This is a genomic window from Clostridium kluyveri (assembly GCF_001902295.1).
Taxonomy (GTDB): Bacteria; Bacillota; Clostridia; order Clostridiales; family Clostridiaceae; genus Clostridium_B; species Clostridium_B kluyveri_B.
In genome coordinates, this window is the sequence record NZ_CP018335.1 from 3,269,746 (window position 1) to 3,295,879 (window position 26,134).

General features: G+C 28.9%; 24 protein-coding genes. 7 read left to right on the forward strand and 17 right to left on the reverse strand.

From position 1 onward, the window contains the following. Positions 1 to 43 precede the first annotated feature (43 nt). The 3 genes from BS101_RS15750 to BS101_RS15760 all read right to left on the reverse strand — a co-directional run bounded on the left by BS101_RS15750 (position 44) and on the right by BS101_RS15760 (position 3,657). Positions 44 to 1,000: a hypothetical protein gene (locus tag BS101_RS15750; protein WP_073539696.1), complete on the reverse strand. Its 957-nt coding sequence runs from the start codon at positions 998 to 1,000 to the stop codon at positions 44 to 46. Beyond that, positions 1,001 to 2,866: a sensor histidine kinase gene (locus BS101_RS15755; RefSeq protein WP_073539697.1), complete on the reverse strand. Its 1,866-nt coding sequence runs from the start codon at positions 2,864 to 2,866 to the stop codon at positions 1,001 to 1,003. A gap of 398 nt (positions 2,867 to 3,264) precedes the next feature. Further along, entirely contained in the window at positions 3,265 to 3,657 is a 393-nt protein-coding gene (locus BS101_RS15760; protein WP_073539698.1) for an Hsp20/alpha crystallin family protein, read from the reverse strand. A gap of 575 nt (positions 3,658 to 4,232) precedes the next feature. Between BS101_RS15760 and BS101_RS15765 the strand changes: the two genes are divergently transcribed. Then, positions 4,233 to 6,035, forward strand: coding sequence for a MutS family DNA mismatch repair protein (locus BS101_RS15765; RefSeq protein WP_073539699.1), 1,803 nt, complete (start codon positions 4,233 to 4,235; stop codon positions 6,033 to 6,035). Between the two features lie 46 nt (positions 6,036 to 6,081). Here the strand turns inward: BS101_RS15765 and BS101_RS15770 are convergent, their stop codons facing one another. The 3 genes from BS101_RS15770 to trmB all read right to left on the reverse strand — a co-directional run bounded on the left by BS101_RS15770 (position 6,082) and on the right by trmB (position 7,863). Beyond that, entirely contained in the window at positions 6,082 to 6,477 is a 396-nt protein-coding gene (locus BS101_RS15770) for a secondary thiamine-phosphate synthase enzyme YjbQ (protein WP_073539700.1), read from the reverse strand. A gap of 20 nt (positions 6,478 to 6,497) precedes the next feature. Beyond that, a complete protein-coding gene (locus BS101_RS15775; RefSeq protein ID WP_073539701.1) occupies positions 6,498 to 7,130 on the reverse strand; it encodes a viroplasmin family protein in 633 nt (210 codons plus the stop codon). A gap of 97 nt (positions 7,131 to 7,227) precedes the next feature. Continuing rightward, the gene (gene trmB / locus BS101_RS15780) at positions 7,228 to 7,863 is read right to left on the reverse strand and encodes a tRNA (guanosine(46)-N7)-methyltransferase TrmB (RefSeq protein WP_073539702.1); all 636 of its coding nucleotides are present in this window, start codon (positions 7,861 to 7,863) and stop codon (positions 7,228 to 7,230) included. A gap of 118 nt (positions 7,864 to 7,981) precedes the next feature. Here trmB and BS101_RS15785 point away from each other — a divergent pair, with 118 nt between their 5' ends. Beyond that, positions 7,982 to 9,136, forward strand: a complete 1,155-nt coding sequence (locus tag BS101_RS15785; protein ID WP_073539703.1) for a hypothetical protein — start codon at positions 7,982 to 7,984, stop codon at positions 9,134 to 9,136. Positions 9,137 to 9,184: 48 nt separating this feature from the next. Here BS101_RS15785 and BS101_RS15790 read toward each other — a convergent pair whose 3' ends face one another. The 5 genes from BS101_RS15790 to BS101_RS15810 all read right to left on the reverse strand — a co-directional run bounded on the left by BS101_RS15790 (position 9,185) and on the right by BS101_RS15810 (position 13,878). Then, positions 9,185 to 9,826, reverse strand: a complete 642-nt coding sequence (locus tag BS101_RS15790) for a site-2 protease family protein (RefSeq protein WP_073539704.1) — start codon at positions 9,824 to 9,826, stop codon at positions 9,185 to 9,187. A gap of 23 nt (positions 9,827 to 9,849) precedes the next feature. Then, positions 9,850 to 10,878, reverse strand: coding sequence for a hypothetical protein (locus tag BS101_RS15795; RefSeq protein ID WP_073539705.1), 1,029 nt, complete (start codon positions 10,876 to 10,878; stop codon positions 9,850 to 9,852). A gap of 35 nt (positions 10,879 to 10,913) precedes the next feature. Further along, complete coding sequence (locus BS101_RS15800) at positions 10,914 to 11,921, reverse strand: phosphodiester glycosidase family protein (RefSeq protein ID WP_073539706.1); 1,008 nt, start codon at positions 11,919 to 11,921, stop codon at positions 10,914 to 10,916. A gap of 207 nt (positions 11,922 to 12,128) precedes the next feature. Continuing rightward, positions 12,129 to 13,505: a PhoH family protein gene (locus tag BS101_RS15805; protein ID WP_073539707.1), complete on the reverse strand. Its 1,377-nt coding sequence runs from the start codon at positions 13,503 to 13,505 to the stop codon at positions 12,129 to 12,131. Between the two features lie 139 nt (positions 13,506 to 13,644). Next, positions 13,645 to 13,878 (reverse strand): hypothetical protein, encoded by a 234-nt coding sequence (locus BS101_RS15810; protein WP_073539708.1) that lies wholly within the window; start codon positions 13,876 to 13,878, stop codon positions 13,645 to 13,647. A 163-nt stretch (positions 13,879 to 14,041) separates the two neighbouring features. Here BS101_RS15810 and BS101_RS15815 point away from each other — a divergent pair, with 163 nt between their 5' ends. Both BS101_RS15815 and BS101_RS15820 read left to right on the forward strand, forming a co-directional pair. Continuing rightward, entirely contained in the window at positions 14,042 to 14,767 is a 726-nt protein-coding gene (locus BS101_RS15815; RefSeq protein WP_073539709.1) for an ABC transporter ATP-binding protein, read from the forward strand. Then, entirely contained in the window at positions 14,760 to 16,445 is a 1,686-nt protein-coding gene (locus BS101_RS15820) for a transporter (RefSeq protein WP_073539710.1), read from the forward strand. Before BS101_RS15815 ends, BS101_RS15820 begins: the two co-directional genes overlap by 8 nt. 169 nt (positions 16,446 to 16,614) lie before the next feature. Here the strand turns inward: BS101_RS15820 and BS101_RS15825 are convergent, their stop codons facing one another. The 5 genes from BS101_RS15825 to BS101_RS15845 all read right to left on the reverse strand — a co-directional run bounded on the left by BS101_RS15825 (position 16,615) and on the right by BS101_RS15845 (position 22,766). After that, positions 16,615 to 17,304: a DUF554 domain-containing protein gene (locus tag BS101_RS15825; RefSeq protein WP_073539711.1), complete on the reverse strand. Its 690-nt coding sequence runs from the start codon at positions 17,302 to 17,304 to the stop codon at positions 16,615 to 16,617. 133 nt (positions 17,305 to 17,437) lie between these two features. Then, complete coding sequence (locus tag BS101_RS15830; protein ID WP_073539712.1) at positions 17,438 to 19,150, reverse strand: methyl-accepting chemotaxis protein; 1,713 nt, start codon at positions 19,148 to 19,150, stop codon at positions 17,438 to 17,440. A gap of 159 nt (positions 19,151 to 19,309) precedes the next feature. Further along, entirely contained in the window at positions 19,310 to 21,010 is a 1,701-nt protein-coding gene (locus BS101_RS15835; RefSeq protein WP_073539713.1) for a sensor domain-containing protein, read from the reverse strand. A gap of 714 nt (positions 21,011 to 21,724) precedes the next feature. Beyond that, a complete protein-coding gene (locus BS101_RS15840) occupies positions 21,725 to 22,060 on the reverse strand; it encodes a branched-chain amino acid transporter permease (RefSeq protein WP_073539714.1) in 336 nt (111 codons plus the stop codon). Then, positions 22,050 to 22,766: an AzlC family ABC transporter permease gene (locus tag BS101_RS15845; protein ID WP_073539715.1), complete on the reverse strand. Its 717-nt coding sequence runs from the start codon at positions 22,764 to 22,766 to the stop codon at positions 22,050 to 22,052. Before BS101_RS15845 ends, BS101_RS15840 begins: the two co-directional genes overlap by 11 nt. Positions 22,767 to 22,887: 121 nt before the next feature. Here BS101_RS15845 and BS101_RS15850 point away from each other — a divergent pair, with 121 nt between their 5' ends. After that, positions 22,888 to 23,442 (forward strand): helix-turn-helix domain-containing protein, encoded by a 555-nt coding sequence (locus tag BS101_RS15850; protein WP_073539716.1) that lies wholly within the window; start codon positions 22,888 to 22,890, stop codon positions 23,440 to 23,442. A gap of 155 nt (positions 23,443 to 23,597) precedes the next feature. Beyond that, complete coding sequence (locus tag BS101_RS15855) at positions 23,598 to 23,822, forward strand: hypothetical protein (RefSeq protein ID WP_073539717.1); 225 nt, start codon at positions 23,598 to 23,600, stop codon at positions 23,820 to 23,822. 212 nt (positions 23,823 to 24,034) lie between these two features. Here BS101_RS15855 and BS101_RS15860 read toward each other — a convergent pair whose 3' ends face one another. Continuing rightward, entirely contained in the window at positions 24,035 to 24,484 is a 450-nt protein-coding gene (locus tag BS101_RS15860; protein ID WP_073539718.1) for a flavodoxin family protein, read from the reverse strand. 260 nt (positions 24,485 to 24,744) lie between these two features. Here BS101_RS15860 and BS101_RS15865 point away from each other — a divergent pair, with 260 nt between their 5' ends. Then, a complete protein-coding gene (locus BS101_RS15865) occupies positions 24,745 to 25,923 on the forward strand; it encodes an IS110 family transposase (protein ID WP_073538976.1) in 1,179 nt (392 codons plus the stop codon). Positions 25,924 to 26,134: the final 211 nt, after the last annotated feature.

The window sequence follows — 26,134 nt, forward strand, 5'->3', positions numbered from 1 at the left end:
GATAAATTCCACTACAAAAACTTTTATATTAATAAATTTTCACTTAACTATCCAGCATGCCGACTTTAATTAAATTTTTACAATTCATCAACAAATCTCCTGGTGTTATAAAAAACTCTTCACTATCAATAATGGTTTTAATAGGTGCAGATATTAAGTTATCGCCACAATTTAATAATAATGATGTTTGTTCATTATTAAATAAATAATTTATAACAGTGCAAAATTCATGAGTTGTTATTACAAATTCTTCCTGTAATTCATTTAACACATTTGTATCCTGTTCTTTCTGTAATTCATAATAAATATTTTCAAGTAACTTTTCTTTATCTATTGAATTATATGCATTTTCCTCATTTATCTTATTCATGTTATCAATTAGTTTTGATTTTAAACCTTTTCTATCTTTATTTTTATTTATGTAATCCTGAACCTGATTTAATAAATTATTTATGAAATTTTCATTACTGACAATAAGTTTATATTCCCTACCTGCTTTTTCATAACAATTGTAAACAAACTGAGAACATACCATAGGATGTGAACCTTTATAGACTCCTTTATTAATAAGTACTATTAGATCACTAATGATGTGTTTCATCAAAGGAATCAATAATTTTTGAAGCGTAGGACTTATTAAAGACTTTTTAAATAATATAAATAAACCAACAAATACCAAATCCATTTTTGTATAGGGTTCTTTATTGGCAACATAATTTTTTCCAATATTAAGAACCTTAGACATGTCCTCTTTAAAAGGGGTAAGCCTCATTATTGTAATCTTACGGTTAACTATTCTATCTTTTATTGAATTAATCTGTGCATAAGGTGGAATTTCCTCAATAATCTCATTATAATCATAATATGACATAGCGGCATGACTTACAGGTGATTTAGTAATTGAAGCTATTAATCTTGATTCCCAGTCTTCAGTGGGTGAAAACAACAGTATATCCCCCTGCTTTAAATCCTTTATTTTTATTGTTTTAATATTACCCATTTATTCTCCTCCGATCTTATATTTATTCTCAGGAATCTCAAAGGATATGCTTGTCCCATATGATAATTCACTTACAATTTTTAATTTTGACTGATAACACTTCATTAATCTAAAACTTACATTTTTAAGTCCTACTCCTGATATGGAATCTCTATTATGGAGTAATTGTGAAATCACTTCTTTCCCTATACCTTTTCCATTATCTGAAACAATTATTTCCAAATTATTATCCTTTTTTGAAACCTTAATATTTATTGTTATTCCATAAGAGTTTAAGCCATGCTTAATTGAATTTTCTACAATAGGCTGTATTAATAACTGAGGAATTGGAGTGGACATATATTCTTCTTTTATATCTACAGCCAGATGAATGGAATCATTAAATCTTGTATTTTCAATTTTTACATAGGATTTTATCAAATCAATTTCCTCTCTTAGGGAGTAAAATACATTCCTTCGATAATCAAATTTATGTTTCACCCTTAAAAAATCACAAAAATTCAAAATTAAATCTTTTGATTTAGATACGGATTCATCCATAAGACAATATATGTTATTTAAAGTATTGAAAAAGAAATGTGGTGCTATTTGTGCCTGCAAAAATGCAATTTCCATATCTTTTGCTTTATTTGAACTTTTAAAGGCATCAATTACATCCACAGACAATACATATATTTCACATAATAAAAAGAATAAAAGTCCCAATATATAATTACTTGAGGAAAAATAGATATTTACATAATTATTAGTATATAAAATATCAATAATTGTAGTAAAGATCATACCAGCAATTCCTATTAACAAAAGCCATGCAAATTTGCGTTTTTTAAAAATTGATTTTACTAATGTTATCATTGCTGCCAAACAATTAATTATTAGTATGGTCATATAAATCACATCACTATAACCAAAGATTTTAATTGGTGTTAAAATTATCAAGCCTAAATAAATAAAATTTATTAAATTTATCAATATAAAACTGGATCTATTTGATTCATTAGGGTAAATTGATTTTATAAACAGCTGTAGGGCTATATTTATACCCATATAAGATAAATATTCCAATTTAGATATGACATTAAAGGATATATTTTTAAACACGTAATATATAATATTAACATCAAGAATTGACTCAAGAATTATGGAAGAAATACAAAATAGGGCTAAGTACATGTAAGTATATTTTCTACTTTCTAATTTGTATAAAAGCAGCAGATAAAATCCAAGCCCTGCAAACACACCAATTATCAGTGCACTTTTAATCATATTTATTGAAGCTATATTATCTACGACATTAAACCTGCCAAATACAATATTGTTTATAATTCCCCCTTTATTATGATGGTAATTAGAAACTTGTATAATTATTTCAATATCTTTTGACTGAGTATAAAAGGGAACAACTCTAAGCTTCCAGCTGGGGATTTCATTTATATGGGAATTATTTACAGCTCCATTCACAATAATTTTTTCATTATTTATAATCAATTTATATGCACTGGAAATAAAGTTAATTTTAAGACAATATAGGCCTTTTTCAGGCACTTTTAACCTAAGCCTGTAAGTTCCACAACCATAAGTGTTCATTTTCCCACCATTATATGTATAATTATTCCATTGATTTGGAACATCTATGTAGTTTATTGGTTCAAAATTACTTGTTCTAAATTCATAGGGATAAAATTCCCACTTTCCTTGTAAAATTATAATGTCATTATCAAAATCAGCAGAAGATAAGTCCATATAGCCCAGATTTGCCTTAATATCCTTTTCATAACTTATACCATTAAATAATCTCAAATAAATCAGGAAAATAGCAGTCAAAATTATAGCTAAAATTATTTTAGCAATATCCTTATTATGCATTAGTACTCCCTTCTTAAACTTTTGATTTGATTTTTAAATCAAGTGATTCTTAGGTTCAGGTGGAGTTTGCTATAAAGAACTACTTATCTCCATTTAAACCTTATAAACAGTATTCTTAGTGTCCTTAGCACTATAGAATACGTTATCCTTTAGGGGAAGAACTTATCCAGGCGCGTAACAGTGCTTATCTCTCACTTTGAAGAAGATGGGAGTATTAACACTGGTAGCGTTCGGATAAATATAATGACAAAACTATAAATAACTTCCTACTTCCTTTCTTTTCTATATATTATACCGAATTTTTACATAAATTTCACTATGATTGATGAAAAATAGCCTAGAAATTACAAAAAACACTATAGAATCAAATTATCTAAAGAGATACAACTTATTTACAATCACTTCTTTATTTCAATACTATATATAGAATTATGATAATTCTTAGATATATTTTCCAATGCAGGAATATGTCTTAAAGTTATTTTTTTATAATAATGTTTTTCTGACCCTTCTGCTGTAATACTCAAATCATTACCATCCATTTCTAGATTTACATTTTCTTCTTCTATTCCGGGTAGTTCCACTACAATTATGATTTTATCTCCTTCATCAAATATGTGGGTTATAGGATCAATTATCTCTTTACTGTTTTCAGAAATATTTACCAAAGAGCTTGTATGTGATTTATGATTATCGTTTTCAATCATATCCAAAATCATATTCATAAATTCATCACTATTTCTAATTAAGGATTTAATATTATTTGACCCATTACATTCTTTCCTTTTCATAATTTTAATTCCCCTCAGTAATTATAATTTTTTAATATCATGAAATGAATTTATATGTACTATAACTATTATATGCATCAATGGTATTTATAATCACTTGATATTAATATCATAAGCTGAATCGATAAAATCGATTCAGCTGTAAATATAATTAATATTATGCAGGCAGAACAGGTCTTTAGCATAAGTTTTTAATTTATTTAATGTTTTATTTTAACATACTTTGTCAATATTTAATAATTCATCACCAATTTTTTAAAGATCCTGCCATTATAAATTTTAAGCTTCTGTGAATCTAATATCTATTAATCCCTTTTAAATGTCTATTGTGTCTTTAATATATACTATTATTGCCCCTTCATATCTGTTACAGATCTTTAGCTTTTTTACATTAAATTATGCTGAATCCAAGAACGGCTTCATGGAAAGTTAATTTATGGTATAATGTGTTTGTAAAGTTATCTGAAAGAGGCTGTCAAAGTGGCATTCTTCAACTGAAAATTATTTACCAAATATTTATCACACATTTTTTTAAATATTATAAAAAACCCCGAAAAATGATTGGAGGAAAACACTTGAATAATCCACATAATGATTACATTAATAGATTAAAAATCTACACAGATTCAATTAAAGAACAAAATAGTTCAATAAAAACTATAGAATACTTGAGACTTCTTACTCTAATAGTAGGTATTAGTATTACCATTTATACTTTCAATACCAATAATTATTTTGTAAGTATAATAATTTCTATTTTCTCATTGGCTATCTTTATTTATTTAGTTAACCAGCACAACAAAGAGGTAAGAAAAAGAAAATATTTCACTGCTTTAAGGGATATAAATGAATCTGCCCTAAAGAGACTAAAAGGGCAATGGAGAAATTTCAAAGATGACGGAAGTGAATTTAAACATAAAGAACATCCTTATTCAGAAGATCTGGATATATTAGGTGAGAATTCCCTATTTCAGTGGATTAATACTTGCAAAACATTTATGGGGAGAGAATCTCTAAAAAACCGACTTTTAAATCCCCTTGAAACACCTTCTGATATAAGTATGGTTCAAGAATCATTACAGGAACTAGCTGTGGATTTAAAATGGCGTCAACTATTTGAATCTGAAGCAATAGTTATTCCTTCAGAACCTATTAACCCAGAGGAACTATATAAATGGGGAAAAGCCAGAAATAAGTTATATATAAAATCCTGGTTTGCTTTCACAATTAAATTACTGCCTTTTTTAACAATAATGTTAATGATTTTATCTTATAGTACTTCTTTGATAAGTTTCAAATTGCCCTACATTATGCTTATAATTCAAATATTACTTTTATTTATAGATGTAAAAAAAAGAAATACCACATTTAAAAGTCTTTACAAATACAAAAATAGTATAACTATATATTTAAAAATGTTAACTTTAATCGAGGAAAAAGATTTTAAAAGCAGATATTTAAAACAATTGAGAGCTAATCTGCTAACTTCTAAAAATATATCTGCAGTAAAATCCATAAAAAAACTATCTGCTATATATAATAAAGTATGTGATAGAAAAAATATGTTGTCTATAGTCCTTAATATATTATTTTTATGGGACTATCAGTGTATAGTAGAATTTGAAAAATGGAGAGTTAAATCGGGCAATGATCTGGAAAAATGGTTTAACACCATAGGTGAATTTGAGGCATTAAATAGTATTTCAAATATTATCTACGATAATCCAGATTGGGTTATGCCCTTAATTTCAGATAATACTTATATAATCAAAGCCACTGAATTAGGCCACCCTCTTTTAGGTGATACGAGAGTATGTAATAACATTACAATAGATAATAAAAAAAATATTTTATTAATAACAGGTTCAAATATGTCTGGTAAAAGTACTTTTCTAAGAACTGTAGGTTTGAATTTAGTACTAAGTTACATTGGAGCTCCTGTATGTGCAAAAAAATTTCAGTGCTCACTTATGCAAATATTTACCTGTATGAGAATAAGAGATGACTTAGAAAATAATATATCCTCCTTTTATGCAGAAATATTAAGGATAAAGATGATTGTTCAGAATGTAAAGAAAACTGCAAAAGTATTTTTCCTCTTAGATGAATTATTTAAAGGAACTAATTCTATTGATAGACATCTTGGAGCAAAAGCACTAATAAAACAATTAGGGGGACAGGGGGCATCAGGACTGATTTCCACCCATGATTTGGAATTATGTAGTTTGGAGAAGGAATATCCTAGAATCAAAAATTACCACTTTCGGGAATACTATTTAGACAATGAATTAAAATTTGATTATAAAATTCGAAATGGAATATCTACTACCAGAAATGCTAAATACCTTATTAAACTGGCAGGTATAGATTTTGAATAACAATAAAAAGACTTATCAATTTTTAAGATAAGTCTTTTTATACAAATTATATATACCTAAATACCTTTATATAGACTTTTCTATTCCTTGGTCCATCAAATTCACAAAAATAGATACCCTGCCATGTTCCCAATTTCAGCTCTCTATTTTCAATAATAACATTACAAGAAGAACCCATTAATGATGCCTTTATGTGAGCATGAGAGTTGCCTTCTATATGTAAGTATCCATTCTGCTTTGGAAAAGTCTTATTAAGCCCTGCTAAAATATCCTCTACAACATCAGGATCGGCATTTTCATTTATTGTAACCCCAGCAGTAGTATGAGGAATAAAAATTACAGCCATGCCATCTTTCACATTATTTTTTCTTATAGTTTCCCTAACAAGCGCTGTTATGTCTATAAATTCTTGTTCTTGTTTAGTTTTCAATAAATATTCCATATCAATCCCCTCATATTCTATTAATCTTTGACCCCTACGGCCTTTTTAGCTAATAGATCAGCCATGTCATTATACTTGTCTTCTCCAGAGTGAGCTTTAACTTTTTTAAACTTTATATCTATTTTTTTCATGTATTTTTGCATAAATTCTTTATAATCCTTTGTCAATACCTTGTTGGCCTTCCATTCACCTTTAGCCCAGCATTCAATTCCCATATAATCGTAAACTATGGTTATCTCTTTAAAGTCATTTGCAATAGCCAATTCAACAGCTTTTAATGCTCCCCTTATTTCTCCAAAAACATTTTTGCTTTCATTCATTTCCATGCTTCTAAACGCACCCAAATCTTTAAAAATAACCTGATCATTTTGTACCAGAACCAAACCATAGCCTGCCACTTTTTCTTTGTTATTAAAGGAACCATCTACGTAGGCATAAAGTGCATTATGTTCTTTTTTAGTATCTTCAGGCTGCATATTTTCATCTATATTATCTTTCTTATCCGTAAGTCCTGCAAATATTTCAGCTTCTTTACGACTGGTAAATTTCTTATACTTAGCGCCAGAAAAACCCTTTATCTGTTCTTCACACTCGGCCCATGTATCATAAACCCCTGGTTTTCGTCCCTGTTTAACAGCATAAAAATTTGCCACAATACATCCTCCTAAAATAACAATTTTATAGTAAATTAATTATACCCTAGAAATACATTTATTTCTATAAAAACAGTATAGGGATTATTTTTTACAACTACAATATCTTAGCTATTAAAAACATAGTTTTCATCCCAAGACTAGTAAATTTCTCTTCATATTCTGTGACTACATTGTTAGGAAAACCACTATTATGTAAATCATAAGTTATATAATCTATACTAAATCCACTTTCCACAAAATACTCCTGTGATTCCTGAAAAAGCCCCCTATCATCTGTTTTAAACCATATTTCACTTTTAGGCTTTAGAAACTTTTTATAAATATTCAAAAATCCAATATGGGTAAGCCTCCTTTTTTTCTGTCTCCTTTTTGGCCAGGGATTACAGAAGTTTATGTATATCCTCCCTACCTCATCTCTATCAAAAACATCTTCAATCTTTGATATATTCATAGGTATTATCCTTATATTTTTAGCTTCAGCTTCTACAACCTTTTTCAGTGCATAAATTAAAACTTCATCCTTTAAATCAATTCCAATATAATTTATATATTTATTGTTCAATGCCTGTGTACATAAAAATTTCCCTCTTCCACAACCCAATTCCAAATGTATTTCTCCGTCATTTTTAAATTCATTCTTCCATTTTCCTTTAAATAGAGAGGGATTTATTATAGTCAGGTTACTAGCTTCCATCTCAGGTCTAGCCCACCACTTTTTTCTCAGCCTCATAATTTGAAAATTCCTTTCTTTTATTTAAAATTTTTTATCAGAATTAAAGCTATTTCTACAATATACGATAATTATAAGTACTTATATTATACTAATTTATATTCAGGTTGTGAAAATTATGGAATACTTTGTAGAAGAACTTAAAAATAAAAAAATAATTGCTGCTGATGACATAAAAATTCTTAAAAACTATATTAATAAAAAGTACTCCAAAGCTGATACTAAAGAGAAAGCAAAAATGCTTTCTAACACTATACATCGTATTTTAGATTCAAATCTAAAAGAACTTCCAGAAGATTATAGGCAAACTATAAAAATAGATATTCTAAAAAGTACATTTTCTCAAAATAAGACCTCTATTTTCATGTATGATGCATTTAACTGCTGCATGAAAAATGAATATTTAAAACAAAATTCCAAAAAAGAAATCCTCAAATGGATAAATGCACACATAAAAAATAAGATTGAAGAAAATGATTTAAATATATACGTAGGTATACCACAGAATACAATTTCACAGGATATAAAAATAGACCTGTCAAAAGTTAATGATGGTTATCCCACTGCATCTTTGAACTTAAAAGCCCCTATAGTTATTCCTGATAAATCAATAAAAATAACAAAAGATTACAAATCAAATAAAAAACCCTTAATTTTTGCCATACTGAGTGCTATATTAATTCTTAAAATAATGGGACAATCCTTTTACGGAAAAAATATTCTAAAAGCTTCTTTTTCCCTTATTTCAGCTTCCGAAACAAAGGGCATATATATAAAAAATATTATTGAAGAAGTGACTCTAGAGGATTATAACAAGAGCCACCCCAATAAATATCTTCCCGAGTATTTAAAATACCAAAAAGTAGATACACGTAAACTAAAAGCCTTTTTAAATAGTCGTAATTCACTTTTATACAAAGAGCCTTACTTTTCCACTATAATGACTACAGCAAAAGAATTCAATCTAAATCCTATTTTACTCTTTGCTATAACTGGACAAGAACAAAATTTTGTGCCTATAAATACTGATAATGCATACAAGATAGCAAATAATCCCTTTAATGTATATCACAGCTGGCAGGAATATAATACCAACATAAGTGATTCATCAAAAATAGCAGCTAATACAATTATAAATTTATCTGAAAACAGACCAGAGGAAAACAATCCTTTCATGTGGATAGGGAAAAAATATGCGGAAGATACAAACTGGGGAAATGGAGTTCAATCTATTTTCGAAGAAATCAACAGCTATTTTTCATCTAATAACTAAAAATAAAACTTCCAATTCAATTTATTGGAAGTTTTATTCAGTTGTCAATTAAAATATACTATTGGCTATACTGATAAACATATTATATAACATATAAGATGGAACACCTACTATATATCTGGCTAAAGGTGTAGCTACAAACAGTACCAGTATAATCAGCTGATATCTATATACAGTACCTGATATTCTATAAAATACTGAAGGAAATAAATCTTTTAGTATATGGAATCCATCCAGGCCAGGCAGAGGTATTAAATTAAATACAGCCAACATGCAATTTATATTTATAACATACAAAATAATTTTGATTATTATATTGGAAATTGAAGTAGACTCCATAGATAATAGTCCAAATCTATATATAACTACTGTTAAAATAGCCGCTAAAAAGGCTATTATTAGATTGGCCAAAGGTCCTGCCACGGAAACTTTTAAATCATCCTTATTTTTATTTTTAAAAGCACCTGGATTTATTTCAACAGGTTTAGCCCAGCCAAATCCTACCAGCAGTATCATTATAAATCCTATAATATCTACATGTGCAAATGGATTTAAAGTAAGTCTTCCCTGAAATTTAGGGGTTTTATCTCCCAATCTATCTGCTACAAATGCATGCGCAAATTCATGAAAAGTAAGACCTATAAGTATAGCTGGTATAATAAGTATTTTTTCCAGTATTTTTTCATTCAAATGATTTCATCCCTTCTTTTCAACTAATTCAATAGCGTTTTTTCTAATTTTCCATTACTTACAGAGGCAATTCCTCCATCATATATTCCTATAAAATTCCCTCTATACGTATATTGTTTCCCACTTCCTACTTCTTCAACAATTCCTTCCAGAGCATTGTTTATATATATTTTCCCGGAAGGCATTACAAACACATTTTTTTTATCTACAAGTTGGTTTAAATTTATATTTTGATAATCATACTCACCAGAATTTATGGTTCCACAATATATATTTGATATCTTGCCATCTTTCTCATCTCCTATATATACTCTATCATTTTCATCTATTCCTACCCATACGGGTTTATTTTCAATTCCATGAATAGTAAGGGGCTCATCTTCATCAGTTATATATATATCATTATGTACACTATCTTCATATATCAATTTGTCTTGAAGATATAAAATTCCTATTTCACCCACTATATAAGAATTTACAGGTATTTTTTCTACTTTTTTCATTATATCCACTCTGTATATAGTGGTTCTCATACCTCTGCTTTCCATTTTAACATATATTACATTAGTAAGATGCGATTCCTGTATATTATCAATTTTAGCTTCCGTGTCTGACCAGTCTAATTCTTTTATATTTTCCTTTATATCCTTATCCACTTCATAATAAGACAATTCAAATTTTGAACCTTCCTGTGAATCTTCTTTTTCAGCAATAAGTAGCCTATTTCTATCCTGGAGCCACTTATAAAAAGATACCTGAACTCCATCCTCAAATTCCAAGCTTTTCTCATCACCGGTTTTTGAATCCACTACTTTCAACGTGTTTTCCTGACAATATGCCAGATATCTCCCATCAAAGGATACAGTAATATTTTCGGCATCTTCTGGAATTTTTATTTCAACTTCTGATTTTTTAGGCTCACTTTTTACAATTTTTTTAGTCTTTAATTTTATTTCAGAAGATAAAAAATAATTATTTATATAAAGCAGTCCTGCAAATTGTATTATCAAGGATATAGCGATCCAAATAGCAGTTCTTTTAAAAATTTTCATCTTGTACTCCCCTTTTAATAGTCATATTAATACCTTCATTTCTCTACATAGACAATAGAAGGTATTGATCTTTCACCTAAAGGATCGCAGGGATTATTTATTATTTCTCCTTCATAGTACATGGTAGAAGAAGAACCTCCATCTAAGTTTATAGCATTTACAGCACCATATTCAAGCATTATATTTTGGACATCCTTCAAAGAGGCCCCTATACTTTTAGTCTGTCTTCCATCTATAACAAGAAACAGCATAGCACCATCTTCTCTTTGACCTATGGCAGTTCTAGGAGCAATTCCCCAGCCGCCATCCCCAGATTTTATAGTTCCTTTTCCATTTACCACTAGTGCAGGTTCAAAAGATATAGCTTCTGTAACACCCTTTTCTTTCATTTCATTTAAACTGTAACTTCCCACAAGAAGCTGTCCTTTATTTGTAATTGCCATTGCCTGAGTTTTTTGGTCATCATCATTTATATCATTAGATATGACATTTCCCTCACTCATAAGTATACCTGTAGGTTTTCCACCAGTACCGGTCCATTCACTATCTTCAGAAGATCTGTCTGTAAATCCTCCTCCATTTATGGCCGCTACAGCATTATTATCCTTTGCAATCTTACTCGTAAGTTCTCCTGCTACTCCTAGCTTCTTGCTATAGCCTACCTTAACCCTAGTAGGATCATGTACTATAAGCATATATCCCTTGAATTTTTTACCATCACTTACTTCTTCCATCTCTATACTGCTGTCATGTTCATTTTTAAATTCCAGAGTTCCTGAATCATCTTGTTGTATTTGTTCTGCTGTATTTCCACTCAATATTTTCTTTATTTCATTATCTGACAAAAATAGTTTTGCAATATACTGATGGCTTAAAGTTGTCATGGCAGCACCTACTATAGTCCTTTTTACATTCTCAAAAGGACCGTAAAATACCAAAAAAGGAGCTGTCATACCTGTAAATATAAATTCAAACACAAAAAAACAAATTACAAGTTTCCAAAATGACTTCTTTTTTTTACCTCCAGTTTCCCTTTTTTTCATATATTAAAACTCTTCCTTTCTAAAATTCTACAACTAAATTAAAAATACACTCTTCAATATTGTACAATAAATGATAAAAGTTTTAAATAGAAATAATTTCATACATCAATGAATATTTTGTAAAAGGCACTCAAAAAAGATACTAAATTTGCATGTCCTTTACTTTTTTAGACAAACACATAATTTAGTATCTTTTAAATATACAAATTACAATTTTTTAGAAGCCTCATAGGCCAGAGGAGATCTTTCACATTCATCATGCTTTAAAGTAATCTGATAACAAAGACTGCTTCCTTTCATTTTTTCTGATGCATAACATAATCCATTGGATCTAGAATCTAAAAAAGCTTGATCTATTTGTTCAGGATCCCCTACTAATAATAGTTTAGTGCCGACCCCTACTCTAGTTATAATGGCTTTCACTTGTTTAGGTGTCAAATTTTGCGCTTCATCAATTATAAGCCAATTTCTAACAATAGAACGTCCTCTTAAATAACCTACAGCTTCTGTGGTTATAATTCTTCTATCAAATAGTTCATGAATCTTGTCCTCTAATTCCTTTTCATTTTTATACCTTTCCTTTTCATCTGAATCTACCAATATTTCTAAATTATCTAAAATAGGCCTCATGAAAGGGGATATCTTCTCCTGCTCTGTACCTGGAAGAAAGCCTATATCTTCGTCCATGGTAACATTAGGCCTGCAAATCAGCATTTTTCTATAACTTCCCTTATTTTCTTCTATTATATTGTGAAGTCCTACCGCTAATGAAAACAAAGTTTTTGCTGTTCCTGCAGGTCCCTTTATTATTACAAGAGGTGCTTTACTGGCGTCTGTAAGCAGTGCCTCCAGCATAAATTTTTGCCCTACATTTCTAGGAGTTATACCCAAAGGTGTACTATCTTTAAAATAAAGCTGTACTATCTTTTTACCATCAAATCTTCCAAGAGCGGTTTGTTTAGGATTTTCAAGACAATGTATTATAACAAATTCATTCATATAAAAGGTTGGAAAAAAATATTTTTCAGTATTCTCATCATAACAAGTAACTTTGTCTATTTCTATACATTTGTCTTTATAAAAATTTGTTATATTGTCTTTAGAAGTATACACGTCTATTCTGCCTGTATATTGACTGTCATCTTCTGGTACACCTTTTTCATAAAAATCTTCCACATTTATATTTATAATATCTGCTTTAATTCTTTCAAAAATATCTTTGGTTATCAAGCAAGTATTTTCTCCTCGCTCATTAAGACCTTTACATACTTGTATTATTCTATTATCTGGTTTGCTTCTGTCCCAAGCTGGTGGTATTTGAGTATCATAATGGTTCATCTCAACCCTAAGCTTTCCACCACCTGGCAGCTCCACCCCTTTATTGAGTTTTCCTTTTTTTCTAAAGTAGTCTATTAATCTAGCTGCATGTCTTGCACTAACTCCCAGATCGCTTTTATCCTTTTTAAAGTCATCTAATTCTTCTAATACAACTTCAGGTATGACCACATCATTATCTCCAAAAGATAGGATCGCCCCAGGTGAATATAGAATAACATTTGTATCTAAAACATATGTCTTCTTCAAATCCATTCCTCCCCTCTTCTAATATTATAATATATTCATTTAAATATATAAATGTATTTATTTTTACAAAAAAAGTTATATCAGGCTAGTGAAGAAGCTAAAAATGCTCATGATATAAAGAAAAAGCATAGAATAACTTCTATGCTCTTGAAAAAACTTCCGTAAGCCCCGCTATGACTCCATTTTTAACTTCTGCCTTTAACTCTACAAGCCATTCAGGAGATAAAACTAAAACAGTTCCGTCCTCCTCATCAAAATTGAATTCATCTACATTATATTTCTGAAGTTCCTCTGGAATACTTAAAACATTAATGTTCTCCGTTTCCTTGCCCATTAAAAATTGGTTTACCTTTTCTTTCAATTTATCATCCATAACTTACCCTACCCCCTTTGTTTACTTTATTGTAAATTTTTTCCTTTTAATTGTCAATAGTTTTTCCCTCTTTATATATATATTTTCTTGAAATAGTTGCTATAATATAAGTAATCCTATAAAAATAAATATAATTGACTTTTCGATGAAAGGATATTTTAATATGATTGAATTAATTAATGTAACTAAAAGTTATAGTAAAAAAATAAAAGCTGTGGATAGTATAAATCTTACTATAAATGACGGAGAGATATTTGGCTTTTTAGGACATAATGGAGCTGGAAAGACAACTACACTAAAAATGATAACAGGTATATTACATCCTGATGAAGGGGATATAAGACTTAATGGCATAAGCATAAAAAACCATCCTATAAAAGCTAAAATGGAGATAGGATATGTACCTGACAATCCTGATATGTTTTTAAGGCTTAAAGGCATTGAATATTTAAATTTCATGTCAGATATGTATGAAGTTCCTTCAAGTATAAGAAATAAAAGAATTGAAGATTTATCCAAAAGACTTAACTTATATGACGAACTAGATGACAAAATTCAAAGTTATTCCCATGGAATGAGACAAAAAATCGTTTTAATAGGAGCCTTGATTCATGAACCTCCTATTTGGGTATTAGATGAACCAATGACGGGACTTGATCCAAAAGCATCCTTTATACTTAAAGAAATGATGAGAGAACATACAAACGCAGGAAAAACAGTATTTTTCTCCACACATGTTTTAGAAGTAGCAGAAAAAATTTGTGATAAAGTGGCTATTATAAATAAAGGCAGAATCTTATTCAGCGGTACCCTGAATGAAATGAGAGAGCATTTCAAGGTTAACCAATCTCTTGAAAGTATGTTTTTGGAGCTTACAGAAAATGAATAAATATATTTCTCTTACAAAAGTATTTTTAAAAAATAGTTCCTCAAACTTTTTAAAAGATAAAAGGGGTTCTCTCTCAAAAACTATAAAACAACTGCTGCTTTACGCTGTAATAATACTTTCTCTACTCCCCCTTATTAGTATGTTTGGAGTAGCAACTACATCCTCTTATGATATTTTAAAGCCATTAAATCAAGAAGGTATAATTCTATCTGCTGCCATGTCAATTTCAAGTGCTGTTATATTTACCTTTGGTATATTTTTTATAATGTCTGTATTTTATTTTTCTTCTGATGTAGATACTATTTTAGTATTGCCAGTTAAACCCTGGATAATCCTGATGTCAAAATTTACTATAGTTTTAATATATGAATATATTACTGAAGCCGTAGTACTTATGCCCGTCATGGTGGCCTTTGGAGTAAAAAGCAGTGCAGGATTGATTTATTACATATATAGTATAATAGTATTTTCAACTCTACCTATTGTACCTCTGATAATTGCAGGATTAATTACCATATTGATTATGAGGTTCTCAGGCTTTACTAAGAATAAAGATCGTTTCAAAACCATAGCTCAAATAGGCATTTTAATCTTTGTACTGGGTATAAATTTGATATTACAGAAAGTAGGAAAAGGATTTTCCAGTGGTGCAGATATGGCTAGACTTCTTGCTCAAGGAAATAATTCACTATTAAAATCCTCCTCTAAACTATTTATTAATATAAGATATGCTGTGGAATCACTTATAAATAGCAGCAGTTTGGCTGGAATATCAAATATGCTTTTATATTTATTGACTACAGCAATACTTCTAACAATATTTATAATTTTTTCAGAAGCTTTTTATATAAAAGGTGTTATAGGAATGAATCAAATTCAAGCAAAACATAAAGTACTAACTTCCTCTGAAATAACTAAGAAATCTGCTAAAAAATCTAAAGTATTAACCTATACAATTAAGGAACTGAATATTTTATTTAGAACACCTGTATATTTTATGAACTGTGTAATTATGAATTTCATATGGCCTTTATTTTTTATTATACCTTTAGTAAGTCAAAAAAATTTCATCAAAAATTTCACATATATGCACAGCTATTTTAATGCTATAATGTCAAATAGTATAACATTAGGCATTTCTATATCCATAGTTTTTGGTGTATCTTTAATGCTTTCAGTAATAAATCCTATTGGATGCACTGCAATTTCAAGGGAAGGGAAAAATATTTTTGTAAATAAATACATCCCTATGGACTATAAGAATCAATTACTATCTAAAGCACTGGCAGCTTTTATAATAAACTTTTCAGGCATCATGCTTATAATTTTTTTAATCACCATTATCATAAGACCTCCCTTATATATTTTTATTATAATAATTTTACTGTCAGTTATAGGAACTATATTTTCAATTTTTTTAGGTATAATTATAGATCTTAATTATCCAAAACTTAACTGGGATAATGAACAAAGGGCAGTAAAACAAAATTTTAATGTCCTAATAAGTATGATTTTAGGTTCACTTATCACTGGAATATTAATATTTTCCACCATACAGCTCCATATACCTTTTCATATAATATTACCTTTAATTATTATAATATTTTCAATTACAGATATTGTATTATATAAAATAATAACTACAAAAGGAGTTGCTCTTTATAAAAATATTGAATGAAAAACAGGCACTGGTAATACCAGTGCCTATAAGGCAATAATGCGTTTTTAAGGGGTATAACATTATTCTATTTTTACTGTAAGCTTTATTCTTACATGATTACATTTTATAAACTATTTATGACAATATAGTGTCATATTAATTAATATTTTATAAAGGTAAAATTTAATTACTGCACTAAATTTAAAATTGCTTGATAAAAAATTGGAATAAATATGGCGGGAAGCAAATTAGCAACTTTTATTTTTACTATGCCTAACAAATTAAATCCAAGTCCTATTATTAAAAGACTTCCCACTGCAGTCATATCCGTAATCACAGATTGAATTAAAATTGTTTTTAATCCAAAGGCAGCAATAGTTATAATTCCCTGATAAATCAAAACAGAAATAGAAGAGATCATCACACCAATACCTAGAGAAGAAGAAAAAATTATTGATGTTATACCATCTAACATGGATTTTGCAAAAAGTATTTTATTATTCCCTTCAAGTCCACTTTCAAGTGATCCCACTATGGCCATTGAGCCCACACAGAATAAGAGACTTGCAGTAACAAAACCCTCTGAAATTTTTACATTCTTGTTCTTAAATTTATCTTCAATTTTATTTCCAAGCCTTTCAATACTATTATCAATATCTATAATTTCTCCTATAAATCCTCCTATAACCATAGAAGTTATAATTAATACAACATTAGAACTTTTAGCAACTCCTAATATTCCTATGTAAATTACACAAAGTGATACCCCCTGAATAATCGTATTACTTACTTTTTCAGATACACCTCCTTTAAATAAGAGTCCAACTAAACTACCTCCAACAATAGCTATAAAATTTACAATGGTTCCGATTAACACCCAATATCCCCCTCTCTGAATTTATTAAATAAATCAATCCTGAAAATTATATCATACACTCCATATTTTAGATATATTTTTACAAAATAAAAAGAGACAAGCCTAAAGCTTACCTCTTTCAAGTAACACCATATCATATTTTAAACTTTTGTACTATCTGGTTGAGATTTTGTGTAACTTCTGACTGACTCTGGGCTGTTAATGCTACCTGCTCTATTTCTCTTGTGGTTCCATTTATTCTATCCCTTATCATTTCTATACTTTCACTAGATTTTTGGGCGGTTGATGCCATATTTTGTACTGCATCACTTACTTGATTTATTGTAGCTGCAAGTTCCTCGGACATAGATGCTATATCTTCAGACATCTTATTTACAAAATCAGAATCATTGTAATATTTATTCCCTATATTTTCTAGTTCTATAAACTGAGAATTTACATTTTCATTTATAAATTTCAATACTTGATTCCCGTTTTTAGATAGATTTTTAAAGGCCTCCTGAACTTTTACAATGGTATTTTGAATACCTGTTACTGCCTGGGAAGATTGTTCTGCAAGCTTTCGTACTTCTTCTGCAACCACCGCAAAACCTCTTCCCTGTTCTCCTGCCCTGGCTGCTTCTATAGCTGCATTTAAAGCAAGTAAATTTGTCTGTTCTGCTATACCCAAAATAGTGTCTGCCATAACCCTTATGTCATCTACTACTTTTCCATCTTTAATTGATTGTACCATATTTTCCCTATTTTCTTTATATAGATTTCTCACTTCTTCAAGAGATGCCTTACCATTTTCTTGCACTTCCACAGCTCTTTGTTTAGATTGATTGGCATTATTACTCCCCTCTGTAGCTTTTTCAGATAATTCATTTATACTAGAATCCACTTCTTCTACAGAAGCAGTTATCTCTTCTGAAGAAGCACTTGTCTCCTGAATTCCACCGTATATATTATTTACTTCATTATCTATATCCCTAATTTTTGTGGATACCTCTTCTATAGTTGCATAAAGTTGTTCGCTAGACGCGCTCATATCCTGAGTATTTTCTATAATAGTCCTAAGGAGATGATTCACATTGTCCTGTGCTGTATTTAATGCAACTCCTATATCAGCAAACTCACCACCTTTTTTTATAACTATAGGTGTAGAAAAATCATATACAGCCAATCTCTGGGCAAGAAATTTTATTTTCATCAAAGAGCCTATGACATCAATTGACATAGCTGTGCCGAGGCCCACAGCAATCAATAATCCTATGATAATTAATACTATCATAATTTTATTTGTCCTTGCATATGTTGAATTAGTATCTAAATTAAATTCCTTCGCCTGATTAAGATTCTTAGTTATAAGTTTATCTAGATTGGAAATCATCAAATCTGTTGTAAGAAGAAACTGCTTATATTGTTCACCTGCTTTTTCCAAATTTCCTTCATCCACAAATCCTATAATATTTTCCTTTAAGGATTTATAAGTTTTAAACTGTGATTTATATGTATTCCATATCTGTTTTTGCGTTTCATTCATTGAAAGCTTTTCATAAGATACTACATATTTTTCAGTTTCATTATCATTAGTCTCAATATCATTTTTCAAATAACTTTTTCTAGATTCATCTTTTACATAGATAAGTTCTATAATATCACTTTTAGATGCAATTAAATTTTTATTCATATCTGTTAATATATATGTACCAATCAGCTCGTTGTTATACATACTCTTAGAATTCATATTCATTGTTTTTAAAGAAAGCGTTCCTATAATACCAACTACCCCTATTAACACAGCTACAATAATAAATGATACGATTACTTTTACTTTTATTTTAAGATTTCTTAAAAAGTTCATTATATTTCCTCCCCAATTTACATGTTTAAATTTTATAAGAACATTTCATATACTTACCCCTATAATCACATTTCTAGCCTTGACATTAATATAATCCCCCTTTTAAAATTTGTTATGATTTGTTTCAAATTTTATATATGATAGTTATTTCGTCCAAAACTATAATTTATTTCTACAAAATTTTGTAGTTATCAGTAAATCTTCTAATTCTTTTTGTGAAAGAGGTTTGCTGAAATAATAACCTTGAATTATATTACAGCCTAAATTATTAAGAATATCTACTTGTTCCTTAGTCTCTACGCCTTCCACGATTATTTTGCAATTTAAAGATTTCGATAAATCAACTATACTTCTAATTAAAATCTTATTTTTTTCATACTGTATATTATCTACAAATAATTTATCTATTTTTAATGTACTTACAGGCAGTGAAACTAAATAACTTAAGGAGGAATACCTTGTCCCAAAATCGTCAAGGGCAATATTTATATTGCTTTCAACAAGCTGATTAAATACTTTTATACTATTATCAGACATTTCTAATAAAGTCCCCTCTGTTATTTCTAATTCGAGTAAAGAAGGAGGAACATCATATTTTGTACAAAAGACTAATACCTTATTCTTAAAGTCACTCTTCTTTAATTGAATAGGAGATATATTTACAGCAACTCTATCTAATCGAATTCCCCTTTTTTCCCATTTATGTATTGTACATATTACTTTATCTAAAATCCAATTTCCTATTTCAATTATATATCCATTTTTTTCCGCAATAGGTATGAATTCTTCTGGAGAAACCCTTCCTAGTTTTTTATTATTCCATCTTAACAGAGCCTCGACCCCTACAATTTTATTGTTTAAGATATCAACTTGTGGTTGATAATAAACTTCTAACTCGTTACCGAGAATGGAATTTCTTAATTCATTTTCTATTGAAATTTTTCTGCAATAAATATCAAATACTTGTTTATCAAAAAAAGCATATGGATTTTTCCCCTTTTCTTTAGAACTGTTCATTGCAAAATAACAATATCTTAATAATTCATGACCTTCTGAACCATGCTCAGGGAAAATTGATATTCCTATATTGACTTCTATATAAACTTTGTGATCCATTATTTTGAAAGGTTCTTGAAAACATCTATGTATTTTATTACATATTTTCTTAACATCCTTTATGGTATTGAATTTAGAAACTAATACTGCAAATTCATCTTCTCCCATTTTCCCTAATTCACTATATTTATCAAGGATTCTAATGATTGATTGAGAAAATAACATTAAAATTATATTCCCTATATTGTAACCAAAAATAGCATTTAAGCTTTTAAAATTATCAATATTAATATAGATAATCGCTGCCCTGCTATTATGTAGTTTGGCTATATTTAAGGAATACTCTATTCTTTTTAGAAAAAATGCTCTATTAGGTATCTTAGTGCTCTCATCCCAATTTTTGATTAATTTGTTTTCACTAATTTCTGACATTATGCCGGAAAATAATCTACAACATTCAGATTCACTTTTTGATATTTTGCCTTTAATTAGAACCCAAGCTAAATTTTTATTTTTCAATCTGAAAGCACTTTGATAAAGTGGTTCATTCCCATTAATGTACTCATATAGTTCTTTCATTACTAATGCTTTATCTTTCCCATAAGCTATATTATCAATAAATTCATACATAGTTGTTATGCCCAATAAATCATTTCCCACAATTTTCTTGATCTTTTCAGATATGAATATTTTACCGGTATCTATATTCCATTCCCATATACCATAATCTGCGCCATTTAATGCACGTCTACAAATTTTATCACATTCTATTTTTGGGGGATAATATTTCTTAAGTTTATCCATATTGACATCCTTTTATCTTTCTTAATATTAAAATATTAAATTATGCTTATATAAGGCAACTTAAATTTCCTATATTCTACATTTCCATCATTTATTAAAATATCAATTGACACAAAATAAATATTATGTACTATTTAGAATATATATGCATAATTTTACTAGTTATAATATTACATTTTTATAAAAAACATAAAATATATTATCAAAATAATTTATTTTTTAGTTCAAAATGACAAATTATTATACAATGTTTGCATTTTTTTACAAAATGTATTATAATTAAATTATACATAATATTTATTTTGTATTATTGTTATGGTATAAATATACTTTTTTTATAAAAACACTATTAGTTATATTATTTAAAGTCATTAAAACATACTGATTAAATCCTATATCTAGGCTTGTAAAATTCAATTAACATGCTAAAAATTATCATAATAAAAACGAAAGCTCTGGAATCAACCAGAGCCTTTTATCTAAAAGTTTCTCACTAGTATAAATCATACTTTAATTTCATCTTGTATACTATATTATATACTGTACTTTTATAAATAGTTACAATTTTACTACAAATTCTTAAAATAAATTTATTTTTATCCGAAAACTAAAAATGGTAAATTCACTCATCTTCTTCAAAATGGAATAAACTTCACCTGAACCTTGGAATCACTTGATTTAGAAGTTAGTCTTATAAACCTCTATTATTTAAAATCATATGAATATCATTTGTACAGCAATCATATATACAATTGTTCCACTCAATATACTGATTAAATTATTACGCTTCCATATATGTAAGATTGCCACTGTAATAATTCCAATGGCTTCTGGAATCCCAAAAGGGAATGTATGTAAACTAACATTTCTCAAACAGTAAATTATAAGCATAGCCATAATAGCGGGGGGTAAATAATTTCCTATATATAATATATATTTAGGTGTTACCTTATCTTTTCCCCAAAAAATAAATGGCATCAATCTTGTCCCAAACGTAATAACTGCCATAAGCAATATTGCCACTACAGTATATTCATTGTTAATATTCATTTAAACCACCTTCATTCTGTTCAAAATTTTTCCCATCTATTTGTTTGTGAAATATAGTGAGGGTTAAAAGTATAATTAACATGGAAGGAAGAATTAAATTATTATTGCCGAATATTAAAATTGAAAAAATAGCAGAACAAATTCCAATTAATGCTGGAGCATGAGTTTTATAAGTACGCCATTGTTCTATAAAGATTACCACAAATAAGGCTGTCATTGCAAAATCAATTCCCTTGGTATTAAATTTTATCAATGAACCTGCAAGTGAGCCAACAATTGTACCTATTATCCAGTATATTTGATTAAAGAAAGCAATACAAAATAAAAAACTATTACTATTAATGCCCTCAGGGGATTTTGTGGAACACAATAAAGAATATGTTTCATCCGTAAGCGAAAAAATCATATACATTTTTTTCTTTCCCATATCTTTAAACTTATCTATAAATGATAATCCATAAAAAACATGTCTAATATTTACAAATAAAGTCATCAACGCTATTTGTATAAAACCTACTCCACTTGTTAACAAATTAATAGCTATAAATTGCATAGAACCTGCATATACTGCTATACTCATAAAAATTGCCCACCAGAAATTATATCCAGATTTTTCAAACAACAATCCAAATGCTATACCCACTGAAAGATATCCTAACATAACTGGTATTGTGGCTAAAAATGCGGCTTTAATTACTTTTTTCATATAAGCATCTCCTTTTATCACCATTTATTATGTTATAATATAATAAAATATGCTATTATATAATTATATTATAAATAATATTTTTTTACAATATAGCATAATTTTATTTAAGGAGATATTTATGGAAGATATAAAATCAATAATTGGTATAAATTTAAAAAATATAAGAAAAAAAAGGCAGCTTACTTTGGAAATGCTTTCAAAACTTACTAATGTGAGCATAAGTATGTTAGGAGAAATAGAACGGGGAATTACAAATCCTACTATTACAGTACTGTGGAAAATAGCCGATGGTCTTAAAATCCCCTTCACAGATTTAATAAACGAAGAAAAACCCCCAATTTCTGTAGTTTATAATAGTGATGCTAAAACTATTATTAATGAATCAGGATTCAAATTGTTTTCATTATTTAATTTTGACCCTATAAAAAAAATAGAACTATACTATAAAATTTTAGAAGTTGGTTCGTCTTATGAATCCAAAGGTCATACTGTTGGAATAGAAGAATATATAATGATTTGCGATGGAATAATGAATTTACAAATTGGCGATAAAAGCTATATTTTATCTAAAGGAGATTCAATTAATTTTAAAGGAAATATATATCATCGCTATAAAAATGAAGGTGAATTACCATTGAGAGCATATATGCTTTTATATTATGGAGTTAATTAAATGTTCTGATAATTATTCATTTTGTTTCAAATATTATATATTTAATTAGATGATAGTCAATCCTTCTCCATATATTAGCTTATAACTATATTATTTATTATAATTACATATACTAAGCTTATATTATAACAATTAAAATTAACGGAGGCGATAAAATGTCTGATACTAGTAAAATGGTAAAACAGATTTTAAATAATCAGGAAAACTTTCAAAAAATACAGGAAAAAATCCAAGAAGATATTAATTTAATTAAAATACAACAGAAAGAACAGGAGGAAATATTATTTTCCCTCAAATCCACTTCACCGCAATTTTATAGTCCTCCTGCAGCTAATTTGACACATAAAAACTATTTTTACTCTATAGCCCCAAAACAATAGTAATATCAAATAATTCAGAGGTTCAGCTGGAGTTTGCTATGGGGAAATGCTTATCTCCATCTGAACCTTCTGAACTTTAGAAGAACTTACCAAGGCGCGTGAACCCGCCTATCTCACATTTTAAAGAAGATGGAAGTGTTAGCTAATTCTAGCGTTCGGATAAAATAGGAGAGTAATTATCTCTCCTATTGTTTAGCTGCTGAAACATACTATTAAAGCCTTAAAAGACTTTGTGCAAACTCTTTAGCTTTTTCAAAGTCATTATCATTAGGTCTGCCTTTTGCAATTCCCCCAAGTAATTTAAATGGGCCAAAAGTATCATAGCCTTTACATGTAAAACTGCCAATAACTACAAAGTTTTTTTCTTTTAGTTTTTGTTCTGCCAATTCATTATATTTAATTCTTCCTTGTCCACTTGTAGAAAATACAAATGCTTTTTTATGAGACACAATTTTTAAGTTATCAATAAAATTAAGAATATTTTTATGTAATTTGCCATAATATATACCTGAGCCAAACCCTATCAAGTCATATTCATTTAAAACATTTAAATTTACATCATTTATTTTTCTTATCTCTCCATTTAATACTTCCCCTATTACTTTACCTATTTTTTCAGTATTACCATGATGTATGGATTCATATATTATTAAAGTTTTCAAATTTATAACCTTGTATAATGAACATATAGTAAAAATTCATTATACTTTTCCTTTCTTAGAGATTTTTACTATAATTATCATAAGACGCTGTGGATTAGTTTTATCACCTATAGCTGGACTATTTTAATTGAGGATCTAACCACTGTCTTATGCTTATCTGTTAATTAGTTAGATAACGCATGACGTTTTATATATAGCAAGGATACATTTGCATGAGATTTGTGGAACATGGCGTATAATACTATAAAGGAGTTGTTCTTATGATTTATATTGGTATAGATATAGCAAAAAACAAACATGATTGCTGTATTATAGATTCAGATGGTGTTGTTTATAATGATTCTTTACGTATATCCAATTCCCGTCAAGGGTTTGAATTACTTTATTCTTCAATACTTTCCATTCTGCCTGACAAGGATATTTCCAACGTAAAAATAGGACTTGAATCAACAGGTCATTACAGCACCAATCTCCAAAACTTTTTGTATGCTAAAGGCTTCAAGCTCTCCATTCTCAACCCTTTAGCTACAAATCTCTTCCGTAAAGCCCAGTCTCTTAGAAAAACTAAGACTGATAAAACGGATGCATTGGTTATTGCTAAAATGCTCTTTTCTGATGATACAAAATCCTATTCTCCTGTATCATACCAGATTCAAGAGCTAAAGTCATTAACCAGGCATAGATATCGCTTAATTGGATATAGGTCTAAGTTGAAAACATCTGTCAATAGATTGGTAGATATTATGTTCCCCGAGCTGCCCGATCTTTTTTGGTCAATTCATCAATCTTCTTCCTATGCCCTTTTATCCATACTTCCAAGCCCAAAAGATATAGCTGCCTGCCACCTGACCAAGCTAACAAACATACTAAATACAGCTTCCAAGGGCAAGTATGGAAAAGATAAAGCTATTTCTCTAAAGGAGTCTGCTGCAAATTCTATTGGCACTAACTCAAGGTCTCTAAGTTTTGAACTCAAGCAAACCATTAGGTTAATACAGTCAGTACAACACGAGATTGATTCCTTAGAGCTTCTCATAAAAGAAATCGTTGTTGAGATCAATTCCCCACTTATTAGTATTCCAGGAATTTCATATACCCTGGCAGCTATAATATTGGCAGAAATCGGCGATATTAAAAGATTCACCACTCCCTGTAAACTCCTGGCCTTTGCCGGATTAGATCCCTCCACCTATCAATCTGGAAAGTACACTGCATCCCATACACCCATGGTCAAACGGGGTTCTGCCTACCTTAGATGGGCCATACTTATGGCTGGGAGAACTGTTTCAATGAGAGATGCCACTTTCTCTGCATATTTGTCGAAGAAACGCTCTGAAGGCAAGCACTATTATGTTGCCATGAGCCATGTTGCTAAAAAATTGATACGTATAATATTTCATCTTCTAAAGACCAATGCAACTTTTGCTCCACAAATATAAACTTATCCATAAAAATTAATATTTTTCAAAAAGCAATTTTCCATTGCTCTTTTTGTCATGCTTTCTTTTTTCAATTAAATAACTATAAAAATCTTTTGATTTTTAACTTGACTTCATATAGTTAGTCTCCTTACTGTATTAATATTTAATTTCTATATAGAACAAAAAAATCCTTCTTATTAATATTTTAACAACAAACTGCCCCGCTTTA